We start from the raw sequence: 23168 nt of genomic DNA, 5'->3' as shown, positions 1-23168 counted from the left end.
TCTCTTTTCTTTTGATTTATATTAAAATTTATTTTTCCATAAATGCTTTGATACGACGAACAGCCTCTTTCAGAGTATCTAAATCTGTAGCATAACTAAAACGAATATTTTCAGGAGCACCAAATCCCGCACCTGTCACTAAAGCTACCTCTGCCTCTTCAAGGATGGCATTGGTAAAATCATTGACATCTGTATAGCCTTTGATTTCCATAGCTTTTTTAACATTAGGGAAAAGGTAAAAGGCACCTTGAGGTTTGATAACTTCAAATCCGGGTACTTCAGCCAAGAGTGGATAAATCGTATTTAAACGTTCTTCAAAGGCTTGACGCATCTCTTCGATAGAAGACTGATCACCGGTTAAAGCTTCAATAGCAGCGTATTGAGAAACTGCTGTAAGATTTGATGTTGTTTGGCTAATAATCTTCGCCATTCCTGAAATAATTTCTGGATCTCCTACAGCAAATCCCACGCGCCAACCTGTCATAGCATAGGTCTTAGAAACGCCATTAATCACAATTGTTTGCTTACGAATAGCATCTGACAAGCTTGAAATTGGTGTGAAAGTATTGCCATTATAGACCAATCGGCCATAAATGTCATCAGCTAAAATCAAAATATCGTGCTCAACCGCCCAGTCACCAATTGCTTGCAATTCTTCCTTACTATAAATCATTCCTGTTGGATTTGATGGAGAATTAAGCAAGACAACTTTAGTTTTTTCAGTACGGGCTGCTTCAAGTTGTTCAACCGTTGCTTTAAAGTGATTAGCTTCAGTCGTTTGGAAAGTGACCGGAACACCTTCAACCATTTTAACTTGGTCTACGTAAGAAACCCAGCAAGGTGTTGGAATAATGACTTCATCACCAGGATTGATAACCGTAGCAAAGAAAGCATATAAGATAAACTTCGCACCAGTGCCAACAACAACCTCATTTGGTTTTACAGCATAGCCATAGAAGTTTTCCATGTAAGTGCTAATCTCATCCTTAAGTTCTGGGAGTCCAGAAGCTACGGTATAGAAACTTGCCTTACCATTTTCAATAGAGGCAATGGCAGCATCTTGAATGTTCTTAGGTGTCACAAAATCTGGTTCACCAAGTGTCAAACTCAAGATATCACGTCCTTGAGCTTTAAGAGCTTTAGCACGCGCACTGGCAGCTAAAGTAACACTTTCTTCCATTTGTAATACACGATTTGATAATTTTGTCATTTCATTATAGTCCTTCCACTTTAATAACCTGACCTGAGATAAAATCAACCAGATAATACTGGGTTCCTGACTTCACTTCCCAAATAGGAGTTTTGCCATATTTTCCTAGGTGGACATAGGATATATCCTTAGCACCATAGGCTTTAGCTGCTTTTTTAGCCACTGACTTACTAATACCATCCGATTGCTTGTAGATATCAACCTCACCTGAATCATGACTCACGATAACAGCCAGTTTCTCACCTTGACCAGACTTTCCAAGAAGTCCGTAGTAGGTTGCCTGACCGTTGTAGATATTAAATTCAGAAACAGTATGAAGATCAGCTTTGGTCTTAGCTATGGCAATCACTTGCTTCTCAGCATCGACATAGGGCTTTACCGCAACAACTAGCATTGCTGTAATGGACACAATTACAGTCACAACAAGTACAATCATTCCAAAAATAAGCTGTTGCTTTTTTGTCCACGGTTGTCGTTGTTTACGCATAATGCCTCCTAAAAAAGTTTCTGAATTTATTATATCAGAAAAAGAGAAATCTTTACATAGCTATATCACTGGTAATAACTATCTTTTTATGACTCAGGAAATGCATAGAAACTCTGTCGTCTTAGAATATCTTTGCCTAAGAAATTAGCAGTCTTTTTCTAAGAATTCTTGAATGTCCTCTTTCAGCAGCTTAAATGGGGCATGTTTTAGGATGATTTCTTGTGACACTTCCTTTATGAACAGTTTTCCATAGCTCTTAACTAGGGGACGATTATCCATTAGTAAAATAGCTGATCGCTGTTCTGGTCTTCTTTGGGCACGGCCAATAGCCTGTTTGAAACGTAAAACCGTCATCGGGAGACTGTAACTATCAAAAGTACTTCTTCCTTGCTTAGATAACAAAGACTCTATTTTTTGATAGAAAGGATCTTTAGGATTGTCAAAAGGAAGACGTGTGATAACCTCGATAACCTTATCTTGTTGAGCAAAATCAGCACCCTCCCAGAACGACCCCATACCAAGTAAGAGATTAGTCTCACCTTTATCGAAACGTTTTTTGACATTAAAAGCTGTCCCATTTTTCTCTTGAGTCAAGTGATGAACTTTCCTATGATCTAACAAATCAGAAACAGCTATCATACTCTTTCGAGATGTAAATAATACTAAAATAGGATATCCCATTGCAGATAGTTTCTGGAGTCGCTTTGCAATCGCTTCTCCATATTCTTCTTCAGAAGAAACACCAATCATAGGCATGGTTTGATCAATCCAGATAGCTTGATTTGGTAAAGTTTCCATTGGAAGCCTTACTTTACGTACCTGACTTAGTCCTAATAAATCAGCCACATCGACGTCTGGACCAATATCAATTGTTGCTGAAACGATTAACACTTTTTGAGCACTTGGGAGATAACTTGATAATTTCAATAGCTCCTGACGTGAAGCCTTTAAATAAGTAACGCGATGTTCCTGATAATAGTCTGTTTCAAGCCAAAAATGACTGTAAAGCGGTGTGTTCAATGGTGACAGCATCTCCATCACATCACTCTCACCTTCAAGTTCAGAAATGGTTTGAAGCAAACGATTTAATTGCTGTCGATTATACTGCTTCTGAGGGAATCGTTGATGCTCTTGAATTAAATGGCTCACTTCAAACTGCAAATTTTCAAGCAAACGCTGTTGCAACAAAGTCTGACTATCACTATCAAGAATACGATGAATCTGTTGCAAAAGAGTCGTAAGATTGACTTGATGACGTGAAAACTGTTCCAAAGCCAGAACCATCTTTTGTCCTTCATCAATCACAAGAGTCTTTCCTCGAACAAAATCATGGTCATCTTCCATACGTGTCAATAGATAAGCATGATTGGTTACAACCACTCTAGCTTCTTGACCTTTTTGATAAGACTGCTTCCAAAAATCGTAGCCTGCAAAAAGACTATCTGCCTTTAGCTTACCATCATGTTTGATTTCATCAAAATAAGCCATGTAGCGTTGTTTCTGTTTAATTTCGTCAAGATCACCAGTTTCGGTTTCAGTCAACCAAACTAAAAGTTGCATTTTATAACGATTAATCAAACGGTTACTATCCTGACGTAATAAGGTATGGTAAAAAGCATCTAATTTGATATAGTTCGTTGGTCCTTTGAGACTATGAAAGTTAATGTTAAAGACTTCTGCTAAGGCCTTAGCCTCCTTACTTATAATCTGATTTTGAAGAAGCTTGGTCGGAACAGCTACTACTACTTTATCGACATCGGCTTGTGCTAACAAAGGGAGCAGGTAGCCATAGGTTTTCCCGATTCCAGTTTGAGCTTGAATCATTGAAATATCAGTATTGTCAAGTTCCCTCCTCACTGTCTTCGCAAATTCCTCTTGTTTAGATCTTGATTCCAAACCTAAGAGAGCAATATTAGTTTCAAAATCTTGAGAAAGCTTCCGTTCCGACATATAAGTCAAAGGTCTACGAAGTACGATACCAGATTCCTCAAGCATGACATATTTCTTTGAAAGACTGTTAGTTTTACCTTTTATAGCATCACGAATAACCAATTCAGACTCAAAAAGCAAATTATCAGAAAATGTCAAAAGCATATCAATGGTCTGTCTAGGTAAGCTAGCAATCTTATCCATTAAATGAAACAAAAGCTGTCCTGTAGCTCTCGCATCTTCAATTGCCGTATGAGCTTGTGCTAAGTCAAGATTTAAGACTTGTGATAAATAAGAAAGTTTATATTGTTCTAGCGTCGGATAAAAGACCTGAGCCAATTCAACCGTATCAACACGAGGTGTCCTTAGTTCGAAACCCTCCATAAAAAGTGCCTCTGCAAGCAAGTTGGCATCAAATTTTACATTATGGGCAACAAAAATACAATCCTCAATCAGTTCAAAAATGGTTCTAGCAATTTCTGAGAAATCTGGTGCCTGAGACAACTGTTGATCAGTAATTCCTGTTAAGTGAACAATATGATCATCAAGTTCTTGGTGTGGGTTAACGTCACTCGCAAATTCATCAATTACCAGACCATTTTGCATGATGACAATTCCCACCTGAATTATACAAGCCGTTGATGAAGCCGATGTAGCTTCCAAATCAACAATGGCATATTTATTCGTGTTTTTTTCACTCATAGTGACCTTATTATAGCATATCCAAGACACCAAAAAAAGACAAAACCATCATTCTGATATTGGAAAAAGCCTGAATTTCGTGCTAAACTAGAGCTATGAAAATAAAACGAATTTTAAATCCTGTTGCCCAGGAAAACACCTATATTTTAGAAAATGAATCAGCCAGCTTAGTCATTGATCCAGGAAGCAACACTTCAAGTATCTTAGCTGAACTCGAGGAAATTGCTAAACCTGTTGTGGCTATCCTCTTGACCCACACGCACTACGATCACATTATAAGCGTCGAAGCTGTCCGTCAAGCTTATAACCACCCACCTGTCTATGTCGCAGAAACTGAGAAAGACTGGTTAATGAATCCTGTTCATAATTTGTCTGGTCTTCCACGTCATGATGATATGGAGGATGTTATTGTCAATCCTGCTGACTACTACTTTGATTTTATCAAGGACTATAACATCGGCAACTTCCAGTTTAAAGTCGTTCCAACTCCTGGACATTCTATCGGTGGAGTTTCCTTTATCTTTGAAAAAGAAGAAACTGTTTTTTCTGGTGATGCCCTTTTTAAAGAAACAGTTGGGCGATGGGACCTTCCTACAGGTAATCACGACCAGTTACTTTCTAGCATTCAAGAGCAACTCTTCACTCTTCCTAATCACTATCGCATTTTCCCAGGCCACGGATGGGACACAACTATCGGTCACGAAAAAGTCTTTAACCCACATTTTTCATAAAAAGAAAAGCTCATCACTGCTGTTCTCATTTCGGCAAAGTTGGGCTTTTTGAGTACAGAAAAGAAGGCCCAAGGGCCTTCCTTCTCATCAGAAACTCTTTTGAGTTCCTATTTAGATTTGATATAGTTAACACCATCTGCTTTAGGTGCAACGGCTTTACCGAAGAATGCAGCTAAAACAATAATTGTCAAAATATATGGTGCAATTTGCAAATAGACGTTTGGTACATGTGAAATAACAGGTAACTGTTTTCCGATGATTGCCAATGATTGTGACAAACCGAAGAACAAACTTGAGAGCATAGCTCCAACTGGATTCCAACGACCAAAAATCATAGCAGCCAAAGCGATGAAACCAGGACCAGCAATAGTGGTAACGGCAAAGTTATTTGAAATCGATTGGGCGTAAACCGCACCACCAACACCACCAAGGAAACCAGAAATCATAACACCGTAGTAACGCATACGATAAACGTTAATCCCAAGTGTATCTGCAGCCTGTGGATGCTCACCTACTGAGCGAAGACGCAAACCAAAGCGAGTCTTGAAGATAACCCACCATGACACAACTGAAACCAAAATAGCTACATATGCAATCAAGGAAACGTTCGTAAAGAAGACTTTACCCAAGATTGGAATATGGCTCAAAATTGGAAATGATACAGTTTTAAAGTTATGGCTAATAGCTGGTGTTTGACCGGCACCAAAGATAACACGTGTCAGAAAGACTGCTAAAGATGGAGCAATCAAGTTCAATACCGTACCAGAAACAACATGGTCCGCACGGAAATTAATGGTCGCAACCGCGTGGAGCAATGAGTAAACAAGACCAATAAGACCTGCTACAATCGCGGCAATCCAAGGAGTTGCATCACCAAAGCTATCTGCAAAATTCAAGTTAAAGATAACACCTGCGAAGGCTCCAATAACCATGATTCCTTCAAGACCGACATTTACGATACCACCTCGTTCAGAGAAAGTACCACCGATACTTGTGAAAATCAATGGTGCTGAGTATTTCAGCATAGAGGCAACAATCAAGGCTAAAATTGTAATGAAGTCCATATTAGTTTTGTCCTCCTTTAGCTTTCACTGACTTATGACGAGGGAGAACCCAATATCTAATAATGTAGTTAGCACCAACAAAGAATATAATCAAAGCAGATACAACGTCGATAACCTCAGAAGGCACACCAATCATACCACTCTTACCTACAGACAAGACACCATAAAGAAGGGCAGCAAACGGAATACCAATAGGTGAATTAGTAGCCAAAAGAGCAACCGCCATACCGTTCCAACCAATTGCCAATGAAGAGTTTTGAACAAATGCATTTTGGAAGGTACCAAGTCCTTCTACTGTTCCTCCAAGTCCACAAAGGGCACCTGAAATAATCATAGACATAATAATAACACGTTTTGATGACATCCCTGCATATTCAGACGCATGAGGGTTGAGACCTACAGATGTAATTTCAAAACCAGTTGTTGTTTTCTTGAGCATGAACCAAACAAGGAAAACTGCTGCAAGAGCAAGGAAGAAACCAATATTAAAACGTGAGCCACCAGTTAAAGATGATAAGAATTCTGTTTGGTAGCTTGCAGAGGATGCGACCTTATTAGATGCTTCTGATGAACGCAACATGTCGGCTGTAAAACCAAATCGAACAATATTATTTGCTACATACAAAATGATGTAGTTCATCATGATGGTAACAATGACCTCACTAGTTCCCAAATAAGCACGAAGAATACCCGGAATTGCACCAGCGATACCACCAGCTACAAGACCGATGATTACTGTACAGAAAACTGAAACCACTTTTGGTAATTCTGGAAACGCTAATGCAAACCATACAGCGGATGTCCAACCAGCTAAGGCCTGCCCTGGCAAACCAACGTTGAAAAATCCTGCCTTAGATGCTACAGAGAAACCAAGTGCAATCAGAATCAATGGACTCATGGCACGTAGAATTTCACCGATATTTTTCAAAGAGCCAAAGGCCGTTGAGAAAAGATCGTAGTAAGCCCAGAATGGGTCGTAACCAAAGATTAACATCAAAACAGCACCGACCAACATTCCCAAGAGAACAGCAATTAAAGGAACTGCCCAATTTTGTGTTTTTTTAGACATTTGCTTCCTCCTTATTCAATTGTCCACCAGCCATAAGGATACCAAGATCTTGCTTATTGGTTTCAGCAGGATCTAAGATACCTTGAATTGCACCATCATAGATAACAGCAATTTGATCTGACATATCAAGAATTTCATCCAATTCAAAGCTGACAACAATGACAGCCTTACCTTTATCACGTTCAGCGATAATACGTTTACGGATGTACTCGATGGCACCAACATCAAGACCACGAGTTGGTTGACTTACAATAAGAAGATCTGGATTACGGTCAATTTCACGGGCGATAACTGCTTTTTGTTGGTTACCACCTGACAAATCACCACCGGCGATTAATTCTCCAGCACCACGAACGTCAAATTCGTTCATCAATTCACGAGCCTTTGCATTTATGATATTATAATTCAAAATACCGTTCTTAGAATTAGGCTCCTTATAATAGGTTTGAAGAGCAATATTTTCAGCAACTGTCATCTCAAGAATCATACCATCACGATGGCGATCTTCTGGAATATGACCGACACTCATCTCAGTAATCTGACGTGTAGTCTTATGAATGATAGACTCACCCTTAATAGTGATGTCACCAGATTTAATTTTACGAAGTCCCGTAATTGCTTGGACAAGTTCTGTCTGTCCATTTCCGTCAATACCAGCGATACCAATTATCTCACCAGCACGCACATCTAACGATAAGTTTTTAACAGCTGGAACACCTCGATTCTCATTAACCACCAAATTTTTAATAGAAAGAACCACTTCTTTAGGATTTGAAGGAATTTTATCTGTCTTAAAGGAAACATGACGACCAACCATCATTTCAGCCAAATCGGCATTTGTAGAGCCTTCAATAGTAACTGTATCAATTGACTTACCACGTCTAATAACCGTAACACGATCAGAAACCGTACGAATTTCATCCAACTTATGGGTGATAAGGATAATAGACTTACCTTCCTTAACCAAAGTTCTCATGATGTTTAAAAGCTCCGTAATTTCAGAAGGTGTCAAAACGGCTGTGGGCTCATCGAAAATCAAAATATCAGCACCACGGTACAAGGTTTTAAGGATTTCAACACGTTGTTGGGCACCGACAGAGATGTCTGCAATCTTAGCTGATGGATCAACCGCCAGGCCGTATCGTTGAGATAATTCTGTAATTTCCTTTACAGCCTTCTTCATATCAAGAACACCACCAGATTTGGTCACTTCACTACCTAAAATGATGTTTTCAGCAACTGTAAAAGCTTCAACCAACATAAAGTGCTGGTGGACCATCCCAATACCCAATTTTGTTGCTTTAGACGGTGAATCAATCGTCACAGCTTGCCCATTTACCTTAATTGTTCCGCTTGTAGGCTGTAACAGACCTGCAAGCATATTCATCAAGGTTGACTTACCTGCACCATTTTCACCGAGGAGGGCATGGATTTCTCCTGGTCTCACATCGAGATTGATGTGATCGTTTGCAACAAATTCACCAAATTTTTTGGTAATGTCGTGCATTTCAATGACATTTGGCTTGGTCATACAATCTCCTCTCAAAAATAATTATTATATCAGCAAAGGAAATCATAAACTGCTTCCCTTTGCTGAGACAAAAATTGTCCCAGTTTAAAGTCTAAGTGTGTGTACTTAACCCATTATTTGCTAAGACCATCAGTTGGTTTCAATTCACCATTCTTGATTTGTTCTTTAGCTTTTACGACTGCATCCTTAATATCTGAAGGGAGATTAGATGTTACGATGTCAACACCGCCATCTTTGATACCATAAGTCTTAGTTTTACCACCTTCAAATTTCTTGCCTTTAACTTGATCGTTAGCAATGTCTTTAACGACTGCACCAACTTGTTTGATTGTTGAAGTCAATACAAAGTTAGATTTTTTATTGTCTGAAGATGTATAGTTTCCTTCTGCTGATTGGTCGCGGTCAACACCGATTACCCAAACCTTTTTATCGCTATCAGCGCTAAGTTTTTCATTAACCTCTTTAGCGGCTGTGAAGACACCTGTACCAGTTCCACCAGCTGCTTGATAGATAACATCTGCGCCTGAAGCATACATTGTTGAAGCAATAGTTGAACCTTTGGCAGCATCAGAGAATGACTCAGCATATTGAACTTGAACATCAATATCAGGTTTTACAGATTTAGCACCTGCAGTGAAACCAGCTTCGAAACGTGTAATTGTGTCTGATTTTTGACCACCGATGAAACCAACTTTGTTTGTTTTTGATTGCATTGCTGCGGCAATACCTGCAAGGTAAGCTCCTTCATTATCAGCAAACAATACGCTTTCAACGTTCTTTTGGTCTTTAACTACATCATCGACGATAACGTAATTAATTTTCTCGTTATCTTTAGCTGATTCTGAAACAGCATCGTGAAGTGCAAAACCAACACCAAAGATAAGATTATAATTTTGGTCTACAGCTGATGACATGTTTGTTGCAAAATCAGATTCTGAGTTTGATTGGAAATATGTGAAACCTGAATCTTTTTCAAGTTTGTTAGCTTTACCCCAAGCTTGAAGACCTTCCCATGCTGATTGGTTAAATGATTTATCATCAACACCACCAGTATCTGTAACAATTGCAGCTTTAACTTTCGAATCAGCTGCTGAACCACCTCGTCCACCACGAGCACAGGCCGCAAGACCAAGTGCTGCTACAGCAACAAGACCAATTCCAATAATTTTCTTGTTCAATTTCATCTTGAACACTCCTCCTATAACTTGCAAGAAAACTTGCTTAATAAAGAATAAAACAACTAGACTATTGTAAGTCTGTAAAAGAGTATGGTAACAACTCTCCGACTGTCATCTCGACTGTCGATTTATCTTTAGCGATAAGAATCACTTTAGAATCGGATTCAAAAAATTCAACCATCACTTGGCGACATGCACCACATGGTGATATAGGCTCTTTGGTATCACCGTAAACAGCGAGATACTCAAAATCACAGTATCCTTCAGATACCGCTTTAAAAATAGCCGTTCTTTCTGCACAATTGGTCAACCCAAAAGAGGCATTTTCTATATTGCAGCCTTGAAAGATTTCTCCATTTTTTGTAATCAAAGCCGCACCAACTCTAAACTTAGAGTAGGGAACATAGGCATTTTCTGCTGCCAATCGAGCTGCTTCTATCACTTTATCTTTGTTAGTAACTGTCATGGCTTTCTTGACCTTTCATAATGGCAACTCCAGATGAAGTACCAATACGGGTTGCCCCAGCTTTGATAAAGGCTTGAGCAGCCTCAAGTGTACGAGCACCACCTGATGCTTTCACTCCCATAGTTGGGCCAACGGTCTCACGCATGAGTTCAATATCCTCAATGGTAGCCCCACCAGTAGAGAATCCTGTAGATGTCTTCACAAAATCTGCACCTGCTAGTTTTGCTAATTGGCAAGCTTGGACTTTTTCTTCATCAGTTAAGAGACAAGTTTCAATGATTACCTTTACAAGCCGTCTTCCACTAGCTTCAACAACAGCTTTAATGTCGTCTTCAACTAATTTAAGATTTCTAGATTTAAGAGCACCAATATTGATAACCATATCAATTTCATCAGCTCCATTAGCAATAGCATCCTTAGCTTCAAAGGCCTTGACAGCTGATGTAGAAGCCCCTAAAGGAAAGCCAATTACTGTACAGACGTTAACAGAACTGTCTTTCAAAAGTTCTGCTGCAGTCTTTACCCAAGTTGGATTAACACAAACACTCGCAAATTGATATTTCTTAGCCTCGTCAATTAAGGCATAAATCTGTTCCTCATTAGCGTCAGCTTTTAATAAAGTATGATCAATATAGCTATTAACAGACATAAAAAAACTCCTTAATTAGATTGAGATTAAGTCCTAAGAAATAATTTTCAATATTTCATTTGGCTTTTTACACACTCTACCAATAATAACATTTTTTTTGAATTCAGTCAGCATTTTTTCAGATAAAATTTCTTGGCTATAGACCTTAGCGATAAGGTCTCCTTGAGCTACAGAGTCGCCAACTTTCTTTTCAAAAACAATTCCGGTTTCATAATTAAGACTGTCAGTCTTTGTAGCACGACCTGCTCCTAATTGCATGGCAAACTTCCCAAAAGCCATAGCTGGAAGCTCCTCTATGTAACCAGCTTCATCTGCATGAATTTCTGTCATAATAGGCGCATTACTACAACGATAAAGATCCTCTATATCACCGCCCTGAGCTAGAATGAGCTCTTCAAACTTGGCAAGTGCTTTTCCACCAACTAGATGCTGACGAATTTCTTCTGGGCTAACCTCAACCTGTGCTAAATCCAATAAAATTTCGGCTAGCTCGCAGATAAAGTCAGTGATATCCTCACGACCCTTACCCTGCATAATTTCAATCGCCTCAGTGATTTCTAGACGGTTACCAATAGCTTTACCTAGTGGTTGACTCATATCTGTAATTACAGCGATTGTTTGACGATTTACTTCGCGACCTAGTGCAACCATAGTCTCAGACAACTTCTCAGCATCTGACATGTTTTTCATGAAAGCCCCTTGACCAACGGTAACATCCAGCAAAATCTTATCAGCACCTGCTGCAATTTTTTTAGACATGACAGAGCTTGCAATTAGAGGAATAGAATCTACTGTTGCAGTCACATCACGTAGAGCATACAAGAGTTTATCAGCCTTAACCAAATGTTCCGACTGACCAATAAGAGAAATCCCAATTTCTTTAACCTGGTCAATAAACTCTTCCTTGCTACGTTCAACCTGATAACCTTTAATAGACTCGAGTTTATCAATAGTTCCGCCTGTATGACCAAGACCACGTCCACTCATTTTAGCTACTGGCACTCCAAAACTAGCTACAAGTGGCATGAGAATAATGGTTACTTTATCACCAACACCTCCGGTCGAATGTTTGTCCACCTTAACACCTGGGATTTCTGACAGGTCATATTGTTCACCCGAAGCAACCATTTCTGTCGTTAAATCATGGATTTCACGAATAGACATACCTTGATAGTAAATAGCCATTGCCAAAGCAGCTATCTGATAATCAGGTATTGCTCCAGAAACGTAGCCATTAATGAGATAAGTAATTTCTTCTGTGGTTAATTCTCCAGCATCTCTTTTCTTTTCAATTAAATCAACTGTTCTCATACCTTTTCACTTCTTAGGATATAATATCCCTTGTCCTTCTTTACAACTTCAGCATTTCCAAACACTTCCTCCATCTTAGCCTTAGCTGACGGAGCTCCTTGTTTTTTCTGAATCACTATAGTTAAAGTACCACTTAGATTGAGATGGTCGTAGGCTTCCTCAATAACTTGATGAACCACTTTCTTACCAGCACGAATGGGGGGATTAGAAATCACATAATCAAAGCTTCCTGTGACATTCTTATAGATGTTGGATTGAAAAATAGTAGCCTCGACCTTATTGCGTTCGGCATTCTGTTTAGCCAAATCTATAGCCCTACTATTGATATCAATCATAGTGACTTTGACTCCTTGAACCTTGGCTAAACTGATACCAAGAGGGCCATAACCACAACCTACATCAAGAACTGTCTTTCCAGCCTCTAAATCTAAAGCGTTCAGAAGTACTTGACTTCCAAAATCAATCATTTTCTTAGAGAATACTCCAGCATCCGTATAAAACTGGAAACTTTCTCCTAATAGATTTACTTTTAAATCATGAATATCGTGAGCCGCATCTGGCGTCTCAGCATAGTACATTTTTGACATAATTTTCCTTCTAAATAGTCCTTTTCTTTTATTCTAACAGAAATATAAAACTAAGGCTAGTTAAATGGTAAGGCTTACATCTCGAATCCTTTTTTGATATAATGGAACTTATGTTAAATGAATTTATCAATTTTGAAACTATATCTCGGAACGATTGGCAAAGATTCTATCAAGAAGATCAAGTATCATTAACCTCAGAAGAACTAGAATCCATTAAGAGTTTAAATGACAAGATTGACGTTCAGGAAGTGAGGGACATCTATCTTCCTTTAATCAATTTGATTCATATCTATCAGCGAGCTGCAGAGGACCTCACCTTTTCAAAAGGTATTTTTTTGCAAAAAACACAGGCTAACAGACCTTTTGTTATTGGTATCTCAGGTTCTGTTGCAGTCGGAAAATCAACAACCAGTCGCCTTCTGCAACTACTTCTTCAAAGAACCTTCCCTAAGACGAAGGTTGATATGGTGACAACAGATGGTTTTTTATTCCCAAACCAGGTCCTCATAGATAAGGGAATACTTAATCGTAAAGGCTTCCCCGAATCCTACGACATGCCACTACTTCTCAATTTTCTAGATACCATAAAAAATAGTGGGGACGTCAACATTCCTGTTTACTCACATGAAATTTATGATATTGTACCAGGACTTACTCAAGAAATTAGTCAACCAAATTTCCTAATTGTTGAAGGTATTAATGTTTTTCAGAATCCCATTAACCAACGTCTCTATATGAGTGACTATTTTGATTTTTCTATCTATATTGATGCTGACGTAAAAAATATCAAAACTTGGTATCTTGAACGTTTTCAAACTCTTCTTGAACTTGCTCGAAAAGATGAAAACAACTATTACCATCGTTTTACCAAATTTACAAAAGAAGAAGCACTTTCCTTAGCGCAAAAAACTTGGGAAGAAATCAACTTGGTAAATCTAGAAAATTATATCGAGCCTACACGAAATCGTGCAGAGCTTATTCTTCATAAAGGTGATAATCATAAAATCGACCTCATTCATTTAAAAAAATAGAAAAAGCTTGCCAAGGGACCTAAAATAACGTATAATGACATAGTTAGATAAATTTGGAGGTGAAAACATTGGCAAATATTAAATCAGCTATCAAACGCGCTGAACTTAACGTTAAACAAAACGAAAAAAACTCAGCTCAAAAATCAGCTTTGCGTACTGCTATTAAGGCATTCAACGCTAACCCAACTGAAGAAGCTTTCCGAGCTGCATCAGCAAGCATCGATAAAGCCGCTTCAAAAGGTTTGATTCATAAAAACAAAGCAAGCCGCGATAAATCACGTCTTGCAGCTAAATTGGCTAACTAATTGAAAACTCCAGTAGGAGTTTTTTTCTTGTCATAATATCATAAAAATCCTGCTAGCCTATTGTTAGCAGGATTTTTATTTATTCATTAGACTCCGGTAATTTTAACTTCAAAAATAGTCCCCTTCGGCTGATTGTCCTTGACAATTATCGTTCCTTTAAGAGCAAGAACAATCTGTTGTGCCAAAGATAAGCCCAACCCAAAACCACCTTTTTGTCTAGTTCTAGCTTTGTCTACTCGGTAGAAACGATCAAAGATTTTTTTCTTATCTTCATCTGCAATACCAGGGCCATTGTCTGCCACTGTAATATAAAGATGACGATCATTAGTACGAACGGTGAAAGTCACCTGGCCATCATCTTCTGTATATTTGATAGCATTATCGAATAAAATTGTCATGAGCTGCTTCAATAGAGTCTTATCAGTTTGGATTGAGCGCCCAACCTGATTTTGAGCAGTAAACCCCTTTTCACTTTCTTCAGCAATCATAGCATAATTGGTAAAGACTGTATCAAAGAAAGAAGAATCTAAGGTTTCAATTTCTGGTTTAATACCATCATCACGACGAGCCAAATTCAAGAGATTGGTCGTCAAAAGACGCATATTTCGGACTTCATCAAGACTTGAAGCAATGTTTTCTGAATTATCTAAAATGGTACTTTCAGGCTTACGGAAAAGCGCCTCTAGTCGGTTTTGAATCACAGCAAGTGGCGTACGCAACTCGTGGCTAGCATTCTCAACAAATGCCTTCTGCTTCTCCAGACTTTCCTGTATAGGCCGTCTTGACCATTTTGCCAAATACAAACTAGCTGCGATAGATAGTAGCCAAAAAAAACTCATCATAATGACAATTAGTTTTACATAACGTTCAGTGGCTTCTTCTAATTGCGTCGTATTGATTGCAATAACAAGGTACTTAGCATCAGGATAGAAATTATTATCTACTTTTTCAGTAATCAAGCGATAATTTTCTGTTTGATCAAAATAGTTCTGAGCACTTCCCTTACTGATAACATCAATATTATTTTTATCTATTGGTAAATTAGATAAGCTTGAAAATTTATCAACGACATTGAGGACTTTTCCATTTTTATCAAGCACTAGGACACTAGTATTTGCTGCAACTGATAAATCGTGAGGGGCATCTTCCATCTTTGATTTCTTCTTAGATTCTTTCTTAGAGCCACTCGAGTCAGGTGTTTCAGCTGTAGAGCTTTTAGTATCATAAGCCTGATAAATGGTTGTTGTATTATTTTGATCCACCTCAGAAGTCAGAAAAAATTCCCGTTTTAGCATTTCCATTTCCAAATAAGAATTTGTCTTAGTTGCTGCTGCTTTCAGACTAGAGTCAACATTGGAATAAACTCCATAACTGAGAATCTGCAAAATCATAACAGTCATGATAAGGAAAATACCAGAAAAAGTTGCAAAGAAATGGATGAAGGACTTAAAGCCGTCTGACTTGATTCTCCTGAAGAGATAATTGAAACATTTAGTCAGCATTCTTCAAAATATACCCCACACTTCTTAAGGTCTGTAGGTTGGTAGCAAAATCTGTCCCCTTAAGTTTCTTACGAATTTTCGAAACATAAACTTCAACAACAGAGATAGTAGTGTCACTATCAAATCCCCAAAGACGATCAAAAATTTGCGACTTAGGCAAGATAACGTTTTGATTTTGTAGGAAGTAGACCAATAAATCAAATTCTTTACCAAGAAGTTCTACTTCTTTATCGCCTACATAGGTTGAATTTGTAGCAAGATTGACACGAACATCTCCAAAAGAAAGAGTATTTTGGTCAAATTTACCAGAACGTTTCAAAAGTGCTTGAATACGCATCTTCAATTCTTCTAAATAGAAAGGCTTGGTTAGATAATCATCAGCTCCGAGTTCGAAGCCATGCCCCTTATCGTCTAGACTTTCCTTAGCAGTCATGATAAGAACAGGAGTCGTTATTCCTTGCTCTCGCAATTCTTTAAGAACTGTAAAACCATCTTTTTCAGGTAACATTAAGTCCAAGAGAATCAAATCATAAACACCACTTTCAGCTTCGTAAAGACCTTCATCTCCATCAAATACTTGCATCACATCCGCAAAGTCATCTAAAAAATCAAAAACTGAGTTTGACAAACTCAAATCATCTTCTACTAGTAAAATTTTAATCATAGTTATCCCTCTTGCTAGGTGTAAAACCTAGTCATATATCTCTCTAAGTCATCCTATTATATCGAAAATACACTTAATCTTCTAGTGCATTAATTTCTTTCCTTTAGACTCAGTTTACCTTATTTTCCTTAAGATTTTCATAAATGGAGCAAAAAACAGCACCTACAGGCACTGCTTTAAAGAAATATTCATTATTAGAACAAACCAACTGCTGTTCCATCTTCAGCAACATCCATCTTGAGGGCCGCTGGGGCTTTTGGAAGACCTGGCATGGTCATAACATCACCTGTGAGAGCCACGATGAATCCAGCACCTGTTTTAGGAACAAACTCACGAATAGTGATATCAAAACCTTCTGGTGCTCCAAGCAAGAATTGGTTATCTGAGAAACTATATTGTGTTTTAGCCATACATACTGGCAATTTATCCCAACCAAATTCTGCAAACTGTTTGAGTTGATTTTTAGCTTTTTTCTCGAAGACAACTGATTTACCACCATAGATTTCAGTAACAATTTTAGTAATCTTTTCTTCCAAGCTGTCATCATCTGAATAGAGACGTTTGTAATCAGCATTGCCATTTTCAACAGCATCCACTACTGCATTAGCAAGATCAATACCACCATCAGCACCATTAGCCCAAACGCTAGCTAATTCAACAGGAACCTTGATTTCTGAACAAAGTTCTTTAAGGGCTGCAATTTCAGCTTCAGTATCAGCAACAAATTCGTTAATAGCAACGACTGCAGGAAGACCGAATTTACGAACATTTTCCACATGACGTTTCAAGTTTGCGAAGCCATCACGAACGGCTTGAACATTTTCCTCAGAAAGGTCAGTTTTAGCAACACCACCATGCATCTTAAGAGCACGAAGTGTAGCAACAATAACGACAGCATCTGGAGTTGTTGGGAGGTTTGGAGTTTTAATATCAAGGAATTTTTCAGCACCAAGGTCTGCACCGAAACCTGCTTCAGTGATCGTGTAATCTGCCAAGCGAAGTGCTGTAGATGTAGCTAGAACTGAGTTACATCCGTGAGCGATGTTAGCAAATGGACCACCATGTACCAAGGCTGGTGTGCCATAAATTGTCTGTACCAAGTTAGGTTTGATGGCATCTTTTAGAATAAGTGTAAGCGCACCTTCAATTTCAAGATCACGTACATAAACAGGTGTACGGTCATAACGGTAAGCAACGACAATGTTAGCCAAGCGTTCTTTAAGGTCATTGATATCAGTAGCCAAGCAAAGAATTGCCATGATTTCAGAGGCTACGGTAATATCAAAACCATCTTCACGTGGAATACCATTGAGTGGACCACCAAGACCAACTGTCACATGACGAAGAGCACGGTCATTAAGGTCAACGACACGTTTCCAAATAATACGACGTTGATCAATACCTAGGGTGTTTCCTTGATGAATATGATTATCAAGAAGGGCTGACAAGGCATTATTCGCTGTAGTAATAGCGTGCATATCACCTGTGAAGTGGAGGTTGATATCTTCCATTGGAAGAACTTGAGCGTAACCACCACCTGCAGCACCACCTTTAATCCCCATAACAGGCCCAAGAGATGGTTCACGAAGGGCAATCATTGTTTTCTTACCAATTTTGTTAAGAGCGTCTGCAAGACCAATTGACATGGTTGATTTACCTTCACCTGCTGGTGTTGGATTGATGGCTGTTACCAAAATCAGTTTTCCTGGTTTGTCATCTTTGACTTCATTGATTTTATCAAATGACAATTTTGCCTTATATTTTCCGTAGAGTTCCAAATCGTCAAAGCCGATTCCAACTTTTTCAACTACTTCTGTGATTGGTTTTAATTCTACACTTTGAGCAATTTCGATATCTGTTTTCATGAGACACTCCTCTATATCTTTCTATGTACTATTATAACAAAGATCAATAAAAAACGCACCATTTTTAACTAATTACTTTTCAATGTTCGGTTTTTGTTTAACTATAGAAAGTTATAACTTTATTTTATAGGGGACATGTCTCAAAAACACTTATTATTGTTTACTAAAATTTCAATTTTTAGTACAATACTACTATGAAAATTTTGATTACATCAGGTGGTACCACTGAAAAGATTGATGCTGTTCGTGGAATCACAAATCATTCAACAGGTTATCTAGGTAAGGAAATCGCTGAACTTTTCTTGGCCAAGGGTCACCAAGTTACCTTAGTTACTGCAAAGACTGCCGTTAAACCTGAACCAAAAGAAAATCTAAAGATTACAGAAATTACCAACGTAGACAGTCTCCTAAAAAGTATGGAGCCACTTGTCAAGGAGCACGATGTCCTCATCCATAGTATGGCTATCTCTGACTATACTCCAATTTATATGACGGATTTCGCTGAGTTGGAAGATACGGAAAACCTCAGCCAACTCTTACATAAGTCTAACACTGAGAGCAAAATATCTTCGACTTCGGATTATCAGGTTCTTTTCCTTAAAAAGACACCAAAGATTATTAGCCTGGTTAAACAATGGAATCCCAATATTCAGTTGGTTGGCTTCAAACTTCTCGCAAATGTCAGCAAAGAAGATCTTTTCGAGGCTGCTCGTACCAGTCTTAAACGCAATCAAGCAAACATTATTGTGGCAAATGATTTGGGTGAGATTACTCCAAATCAACATATTGCTTATCTAGTTGACGAAAAGGGTGAAGAGAAGGTTACAACTAAATCTGCAATTGCTCAAGCTTTATTTGAAAGGATATGCCATGACTAAACGTATTATCCTTGCTGTTTCCGGATCAATTTCCGCCTATAAGTCAGCAGACCTGACAAGCAAACTAAAGAAAAAGGGGTATGACATCCACGTCATTATGACTGAGGCTGCTCAAGCCTTTATTACACCTCTGACCCTTCAAGTTCTTTCTAAGAATCTGGTTCACACCGATGTTATGGAAGAAAAATTGGCTGAACGTATTAATCATATTGACTTAGCTAAGGAAACTGATCTCTTTATTGTTGCTCCAGCTTCAGCAAATACGATTGCCAAATTAGCACACGGCATGGCTGATAACATGCTAACTGCTACGGCTTTAGCTTTACCTAGCACCACTCCCAAATTAATTGCACCAGCTATGAATACGAAAATGTATGAAAATCCATTGACTAAGAAGAACTTAAAGACCTTACAAGAGGTTGGCTACCAAGAAATTCTTCCAAAATCTGGCTTACTTGCATGCGGAGATACAGGTCGTGGCGCTCTAGCTGATATTGCTGTCATTATTGAGTCAATCGATAATGCTTTAACAAGAAAAGGAGTTTATGATGAATAAAAAAAATAAAGCCAACCAAACGGCACAATTGGCTCTATTGATAGCCACAATGGTCGTTATTGAAGTACTCAGTCAAACTATCTTTGCTGCTTTTGTACTTCCAATCAAACCAACCTTAACTCATATCCCAGTCATTATTGCTAGTATCGTCTATGGTCCTAAAATTGGAGCATATTTAGGCGGTTTTATGGGAATTATGAGTATTATTCGTAACACTATCATCTATTCAGTAAGTAGTTATCTTTTTAGTCCTTTTGTCGAAGGGGGAACCTGGGTATCTGCTGTCATTGCAATTGTTCCTCGTATTTTAATCGGTATTTTCCCTTACTTTGTCTACAAGTTAGTTCAAAATCGTATAGGGTTGACGCTATCTGGTATTTTAGGGGCTTTTACAAATACATTCTTTGTACTTCTTGGTATCTACTTTTTAATCCCTAATTTCTACTCAGCAGGTGGAAAAACTCTAATGGCAACTATTTTCACTACAAACTCTGTTGCTGAAATGGTTATTGCTGGCCTATTAACACTTAGTATCACACCTGTGCTACTTCGATTGAAAAAATAAAGAAAAACATGGTAATTACCATGTTTTTTTCCTTTAATTGTGATATAATGTAAGCGTTTATAAATATAAAGGAGATTGATATGTCTTACACTGAAAATTATCAAAAATGGCTCGATTTCGCTGAATTGCCTGCTTACCTTCGTGATGAGTTGGTCGCAATGGATGAAAAAACGAAAGAAGATGCCTTCTATACCAACCTTGAATTCGGTACAGCTGGTATGCGTGGATTGATCGGTGCTGGTACTAACCGCATTAACATTTACGTTGTTCGCCAAGCAACTGAAGGTTTGGCGCAATTGATTGACTCAAAAGGGGAAGAGGCTAAAAAACGTGGTGTTGCGATCGCTTACGATAGCCGTCACTTCTCTCCAGAGTTTGCCTTTGAATCTGCTCAAGTTTTGGCTGCACATGGTATCAAATCTTATGTATTTGAAAGTCTTCGTCCAACACCTGAATTGTCATTTGCTGTTCGTCACCTCCACACATTTGCTGGTATCATGGTAACAGCTAGCCACAACCCTGCTCCATTTAATGGATACAAGGTTTACGGTGAAGACGGTGGACAAATGCCACCTGCAGATGCCGATGCATTGACAGATTACATCCGTGCTATTGATAATCCTTTCACTGTCAAATTAGCTGACCTCGAAGACAGCAAGGCTAGCGGTCTCATCGAAGTCATCGGTGAAAATGTTGATGCTGAATACCTAAAAGAAGTTAAAGACGTTAACATCAACCAAGACTTGATTAATGAGTACGGTCGTGACATGAAGATTGTATATACTCCACTTCATGGTACTGGTGAAATGTTGGCTCGCCGTTCCCTTGCTCAAGCTGGGTTTGATGCTGTTCAAGTCGTTGAAGCTCAAGCGGTTCCTGATGCTGACTTCTCAACTGTTAAATCTCCTAACCCAGAAAACCAAGCTGCCTTTGCTCTTGCTGAAGAACTCGGTCGTAAAGTAGATGCCGACGTATTGGTTGCAACTGACCCTGACGCAGACCGTCTTGGTGTTGAAATTCGTCAACCAGATGGTTCATACCTCAACCTTTCTGGTAACCAAATTGGTGCTATCATCGCCAAATATATCCTCGAAGCTCACAAAACAGCTGGTACTCTCCCTGCTAATGCTGCCCTTTGTAAATCAATCGTATCAACTGAATTGGTTACTAAGATTGCAGAAAGCTACGGCGCAACAATGTTTAACGTCTTGACTGGCTTCAAATTTATCGGTGAAAAGATTCATGAATTTGAAACACAGCACAATTACACTTACATGCTTGGTTTTGAAGAAAGCTTCGGTTACCTCATCAAACCATTTGTACGTGATAAAGACGCTATCCAAGCCGTTCTTATCGTTGCGGAAATTGCTGCATACTACCGTTCACGTGGTATGACATTGGCAGATGGTATCGAAGAAATCTACAAACAATATGGTTACTTCGCAGAAAAGACAATTTCAGTTACGCTTTCAGGTGTTGATGGTGCTGCAGAAATCAAGAAAATCATGGACAAATTCCGTGGCAATGCTCCTAAACAATTCAACAACACTGATATTGCTAAAACAGAAGACTTCTTGGAACAAACAGCTACTACTGCTGACTGCGTAGAAAAATTGACAACTCCTCCAAGTAACGTTTTGAAATACGTCTTGGCTGATGATTCATGGTTTGCCGTTCGTCCTTCAGGTACAGAACCAAAAATCAAATTCTACATCGCTACAATTGGTGAATCTGAAGCAGATGCTAAAGAAAAAATTGCGAATATCGAAGCAGAAATCAATGCTTTCGTAGGTGAATAATATTTAAGACTTAGAGCTAAGCTCTAAGTCTTTTTATACTGACAAAACTTAGATTACGGAGGCAAGCTATCTTTTTTACTACTAGAACCAAAAGACCACCTATAGATTAAACTATAGGTGGTAGTTTTATGATTCGATTATAGAGCGCTAACTTGTGAATGATGCTTAAACAAGGAATGAGTAGCTCCATGAATATGACGAGCAGTCTCTGCATTATTCATGGTGTAGAGGTGAACGCCTGCAACATCTTGCGTAACAAGATCTACAATCTGGTCAATAGCATAGGCAAGACCTGCCGCTCTAAGTGACTCAGGATCATGCTCATACTTATCCAAAATGGCACGGAACTTACGTGGTAAATGAATATTCTCACAAGTCTTAAGCAAACGTAGGGCTTGGTTACGATTCAAAATAGGCATAATACCCGCATGAATTGGTACATCAATTCCAGCCAAGGTACATTTATCTTGAAAATCATAGAAACGTTCATTGTCAAAGAAGAGTTGAGTTACAAGGCTAGAACAACCTGCATCAACCTTTTTCTTAAGGTTTTGGATATCAGAGATTTGATTTGGCGAATCTGGATGCCCTTCAGGATAGCAGGCACCGATGATATCAAATTGAGGAGCTTCTTCCTTAATAAACTCAATCAAATCAGTGGCATATCTAAAGTCTTTAAGAGGTTCCACACCAGGAATGATATCGCCACGTAGGGCTAAGATACGGTGTACACCAACAGCATCCAAGTCACGTAAGGTATCAGCAACCTTTTCTTTACCCAAATAGATAGCCGGAAGGTGGGCAATCGTTGGGATGGCTAGGTCATTTTGAATATGATCTGCCAAAGGAACCGTCGTCTCTTTGATATTATATTTGTTATTACTAGCTGTCACACTAATAAAGTGTGGAGCCAATCCTTGCATATCCTCAAGGGCACGTAGAATTTTTTCGTTACCTACTGCAGGGTTAGGTGGAAAGACTTCAAAAGAGAGTGATGGTGTTTGGCTTGTCATATTTTATACCTTCTTCTTTTTAGATTTTTGTTAAGACGAAAGCTGTTTTAAGTGCCTACTGACTTCATAAGTAGAG

General features: G+C 38.6%; 22 protein-coding genes. 7 read left to right on the top strand and 15 right to left on the bottom strand.

All coding sequences use genetic code 11. The features are described from left to right. Window positions 1-28: 28 nt before the first annotated feature. From EL076_RS04175 to EL076_RS04165, 3 genes are all read right to left on the bottom strand, one after another. Complete coding sequence (locus EL076_RS04175; protein WP_003097388.1) at window positions 29-1210, bottom strand: pyridoxal phosphate-dependent aminotransferase; 1182 nt, start codon at window positions 1208-1210, stop codon at window positions 29-31. Between the two features lie 4 nt (window positions 1211-1214). Next, window positions 1215-1697, bottom strand: a complete 483-nt coding sequence (locus EL076_RS04170) for a cell wall elongation regulator TseB-like domain-containing protein (RefSeq protein WP_003093469.1) — start codon at window positions 1695-1697, stop codon at window positions 1215-1217. A gap of 144 nt (window positions 1698-1841) precedes the next feature. Next, window positions 1842-4328 carry a bifunctional DnaQ family exonuclease/ATP-dependent helicase gene (locus EL076_RS04165; protein WP_126429358.1) on the bottom strand — a complete coding sequence of 829 codons (2487 nt, stop codon included), beginning with the start codon at window positions 4326-4328 and terminating at the stop codon, window positions 1842-1844. Between the two features lie 95 nt (window positions 4329-4423). Between EL076_RS04165 and EL076_RS04160 the strand changes: the two genes are divergently transcribed. Next, entirely contained in the window at window positions 4424-5059 is a 636-nt protein-coding gene (locus tag EL076_RS04160) for an MBL fold metallo-hydrolase (protein WP_003093355.1), read from the top strand. A 107-nt stretch (window positions 5060-5166) separates the two neighbouring features. Here EL076_RS04160 and EL076_RS04155 read toward each other — a convergent pair whose 3' ends face one another. The 8 genes from EL076_RS04155 to EL076_RS04120 all read right to left on the bottom strand — a co-directional run bounded on the left by EL076_RS04155 (window position 5167) and on the right by EL076_RS04120 (window position 12914). Continuing rightward, a complete protein-coding gene (locus EL076_RS04155) occupies window positions 5167-6123 on the bottom strand; it encodes an ABC transporter permease (protein ID WP_003093997.1) in 957 nt (318 codons plus the stop codon). 1 nt (window position 6124) lies between these two features. Next, a complete protein-coding gene (locus EL076_RS04150; RefSeq protein WP_003094699.1) occupies window positions 6125-7192 on the bottom strand; it encodes an ABC transporter permease in 1068 nt (355 codons plus the stop codon). After that, window positions 7185-8723 (bottom strand): ABC transporter ATP-binding protein, encoded by a 1539-nt coding sequence (locus EL076_RS04145; protein WP_003093565.1) that lies wholly within the window; start codon window positions 8721-8723, stop codon window positions 7185-7187. Before EL076_RS04145 ends, EL076_RS04150 begins: the two co-directional genes overlap by 8 nt. A gap of 113 nt (window positions 8724-8836) precedes the next feature. Further along, the gene (locus EL076_RS04140; protein WP_197716153.1) at window positions 8837-9901 is read right to left on the bottom strand and encodes a BMP family lipoprotein; all 1065 of its coding nucleotides are present in this window, start codon (window positions 9899-9901) and stop codon (window positions 8837-8839) included. Window positions 9902-9968: 67 nt separating this feature from the next. After that, window positions 9969-10367: a cytidine deaminase gene (locus EL076_RS04135; protein WP_003094441.1), complete on the bottom strand. Its 399-nt coding sequence runs from the start codon at window positions 10365-10367 to the stop codon at window positions 9969-9971. Beyond that, window positions 10354-11016 carry a deoxyribose-phosphate aldolase gene (gene deoC / locus EL076_RS04130; protein ID WP_003094196.1) on the bottom strand — a complete coding sequence of 221 codons (663 nt, stop codon included), beginning with the start codon at window positions 11014-11016 and terminating at the stop codon, window positions 10354-10356. The genes EL076_RS04135 and deoC overlap by 14 nt, the downstream gene beginning before the upstream one ends. A gap of 33 nt (window positions 11017-11049) precedes the next feature. After that, the gene (locus EL076_RS04125; protein ID WP_003097398.1) at window positions 11050-12327 is read right to left on the bottom strand and encodes a pyrimidine-nucleoside phosphorylase; all 1278 of its coding nucleotides are present in this window, start codon (window positions 12325-12327) and stop codon (window positions 11050-11052) included. Further along, window positions 12324-12914, bottom strand: a complete 591-nt coding sequence (locus tag EL076_RS04120; protein ID WP_003093879.1) for a class I SAM-dependent methyltransferase — start codon at window positions 12912-12914, stop codon at window positions 12324-12326. Before EL076_RS04120 ends, EL076_RS04125 begins: the two co-directional genes overlap by 4 nt. A 110-nt stretch (window positions 12915-13024) precedes the next feature. Here EL076_RS04120 and coaA point away from each other — a divergent pair, with 110 nt between their 5' ends. Next, on the top strand, window positions 13025-13945 hold the full coding sequence (gene coaA, locus EL076_RS04115; protein WP_037621505.1) for a type I pantothenate kinase: 921 nt from the start codon (window positions 13025-13027) through the stop codon (window positions 13943-13945). Between the two features lie 68 nt (window positions 13946-14013). Then, the gene (gene rpsT, locus EL076_RS04110) at window positions 14014-14250 is read left to right on the top strand and encodes a 30S ribosomal protein S20 (protein WP_003093369.1); all 237 of its coding nucleotides are present in this window, start codon (window positions 14014-14016) and stop codon (window positions 14248-14250) included. An 86-nt stretch (window positions 14251-14336) separates the two neighbouring features. Here rpsT and EL076_RS04105 read toward each other — a convergent pair whose 3' ends face one another. The 3 genes from EL076_RS04105 to EL076_RS04095 all read right to left on the bottom strand — a co-directional run bounded on the left by EL076_RS04105 (window position 14337) and on the right by EL076_RS04095 (window position 18281). Beyond that, window positions 14337-15752, bottom strand: coding sequence for a sensor histidine kinase (locus EL076_RS04105; protein ID WP_126429356.1), 1416 nt, complete (start codon window positions 15750-15752; stop codon window positions 14337-14339). Continuing rightward, window positions 15742-16416, bottom strand: coding sequence for a response regulator transcription factor (locus tag EL076_RS04100; RefSeq protein WP_003093839.1), 675 nt, complete (start codon window positions 16414-16416; stop codon window positions 15742-15744). The genes EL076_RS04105 and EL076_RS04100 overlap by 11 nt, the downstream gene beginning before the upstream one ends. Window positions 16417-16610: 194 nt before the next feature. Further along, on the bottom strand, window positions 16611-18281 hold the full coding sequence (locus EL076_RS04095; RefSeq protein WP_003094109.1) for a formate--tetrahydrofolate ligase: 1671 nt from the start codon (window positions 18279-18281) through the stop codon (window positions 16611-16613). A 194-nt stretch (window positions 18282-18475) separates the two neighbouring features. Between EL076_RS04095 and EL076_RS04090 the strand changes: the two genes are divergently transcribed. The 4 genes from EL076_RS04090 to EL076_RS04075 all read left to right on the top strand — a co-directional run bounded on the left by EL076_RS04090 (window position 18476) and on the right by EL076_RS04075 (window position 22079). Next, window positions 18476-19159, top strand: coding sequence for a phosphopantothenate--cysteine ligase (locus EL076_RS04090; protein WP_003094310.1), 684 nt, complete (start codon window positions 18476-18478; stop codon window positions 19157-19159). Continuing rightward, complete coding sequence (gene coaC / locus EL076_RS04085) at window positions 19152-19715, top strand: phosphopantothenoylcysteine decarboxylase (RefSeq protein WP_126429354.1); 564 nt, start codon at window positions 19152-19154, stop codon at window positions 19713-19715. The genes EL076_RS04090 and coaC overlap by 8 nt, the downstream gene beginning before the upstream one ends. After that, the gene (locus EL076_RS04080; protein ID WP_126429352.1) at window positions 19708-20280 is read left to right on the top strand and encodes an ECF transporter S component; all 573 of its coding nucleotides are present in this window, start codon (window positions 19708-19710) and stop codon (window positions 20278-20280) included. The genes coaC and EL076_RS04080 overlap by 8 nt, the downstream gene beginning before the upstream one ends. 80 nt (window positions 20281-20360) lie before the next feature. Further along, entirely contained in the window at window positions 20361-22079 is a 1719-nt protein-coding gene (locus tag EL076_RS04075; RefSeq protein WP_126429350.1) for a phospho-sugar mutase, read from the top strand. Between the two features lie 137 nt (window positions 22080-22216). On the opposite strand, the gene metF is transcribed toward EL076_RS04075, so the two are convergent. After that, entirely contained in the window at window positions 22217-23092 is an 876-nt protein-coding gene (metF, locus tag EL076_RS04070) for a methylenetetrahydrofolate reductase [NAD(P)H] (RefSeq protein WP_126429348.1), read from the bottom strand. Between the last annotated feature and the right edge of the window lie 76 nt (window positions 23093-23168).

This window comes from Streptococcus vestibularis (assembly GCF_900636445.1).
Lineage (GTDB): Bacteria > Bacillota > Bacilli > Lactobacillales > Streptococcaceae > Streptococcus > Streptococcus vestibularis.
Note: the sequence above shows the minus strand (reverse complement) of the source record. Positions and strands in the feature narration are given on the sequence as shown.

What these genes read in the sequence shown, in the direction of transcription:
- EL076_RS04160 (WP_003093355.1), top strand. Translation starts at nt 4,424, where the DNA reads ATGAAAATAAAACGAATTTTAAATCCTGTTGCCCAGGAAAACACCTAT.
- metF (WP_126429348.1), bottom strand. Translation starts at nt 23,092, where the DNA reads ATGACAAGCCAAACACCATCACTCTCTTTTGAAGTCTTTCCACCTAAC.
- EL076_RS04165 (WP_126429358.1), bottom strand. Translation starts at nt 4,328, where the DNA reads ATGAGTGAAAAAAACACGAATAAATATGCCATTGTTGATTTGGAAGCT.
- EL076_RS04145 (WP_003093565.1), bottom strand. Translation starts at nt 8,723, where the DNA reads ATGACCAAGCCAAATGTCATTGAAATGCACGACATTACCAAAAAATTT.
- EL076_RS04090 (WP_003094310.1), top strand. Translation starts at nt 18,476, where the DNA reads ATGAAAATTTTGATTACATCAGGTGGTACCACTGAAAAGATTGATGCT.
- EL076_RS04135 (WP_003094441.1), bottom strand. Translation starts at nt 10,367, where the DNA reads ATGACAGTTACTAACAAAGATAAAGTGATAGAAGCAGCTCGATTGGCA.
- EL076_RS04080 (WP_126429352.1), top strand. Translation starts at nt 19,708, where the DNA reads ATGAATAAAAAAAATAAAGCCAACCAAACGGCACAATTGGCTCTATTG.
- EL076_RS04075 (WP_126429350.1), top strand. Translation starts at nt 20,361, where the DNA reads ATGTCTTACACTGAAAATTATCAAAAATGGCTCGATTTCGCTGAATTG.
- EL076_RS04105 (WP_126429356.1), bottom strand. Translation starts at nt 15,752, where the DNA reads ATGCTGACTAAATGTTTCAATTATCTCTTCAGGAGAATCAAGTCAGAC.
- coaC (WP_126429354.1), top strand. Translation starts at nt 19,152, where the DNA reads ATGACTAAACGTATTATCCTTGCTGTTTCCGGATCAATTTCCGCCTAT.
- EL076_RS04125 (WP_003097398.1), bottom strand. Translation starts at nt 12,327, where the DNA reads ATGAGAACAGTTGATTTAATTGAAAAGAAAAGAGATGCTGGAGAATTA.
- EL076_RS04170 (WP_003093469.1), bottom strand. Translation starts at nt 1,697, where the DNA reads ATGCGTAAACAACGACAACCGTGGACAAAAAAGCAACAGCTTATTTTT.
- EL076_RS04150 (WP_003094699.1), bottom strand. Translation starts at nt 7,192, where the DNA reads ATGTCTAAAAAAACACAAAATTGGGCAGTTCCTTTAATTGCTGTTCTC.
- EL076_RS04175 (WP_003097388.1), bottom strand. Translation starts at nt 1,210, where the DNA reads ATGACAAAATTATCAAATCGTGTATTACAAATGGAAGAAAGTGTTACT.
- EL076_RS04155 (WP_003093997.1), bottom strand. Translation starts at nt 6,123, where the DNA reads ATGGACTTCATTACAATTTTAGCCTTGATTGTTGCCTCTATGCTGAAA.
- EL076_RS04095 (WP_003094109.1), bottom strand. Translation starts at nt 18,281, where the DNA reads ATGAAAACAGATATCGAAATTGCTCAAAGTGTAGAATTAAAACCAATC.
- EL076_RS04120 (WP_003093879.1), bottom strand. Translation starts at nt 12,914, where the DNA reads ATGTCAAAAATGTACTATGCTGAGACGCCAGATGCGGCTCACGATATT.
- coaA (WP_037621505.1), top strand. Translation starts at nt 13,025, where the DNA reads ATGTTAAATGAATTTATCAATTTTGAAACTATATCTCGGAACGATTGG.
- EL076_RS04100 (WP_003093839.1), bottom strand. Translation starts at nt 16,416, where the DNA reads ATGATTAAAATTTTACTAGTAGAAGATGATTTGAGTTTGTCAAACTCA.
- deoC (WP_003094196.1), bottom strand. Translation starts at nt 11,016, where the DNA reads ATGTCTGTTAATAGCTATATTGATCATACTTTATTAAAAGCTGACGCT.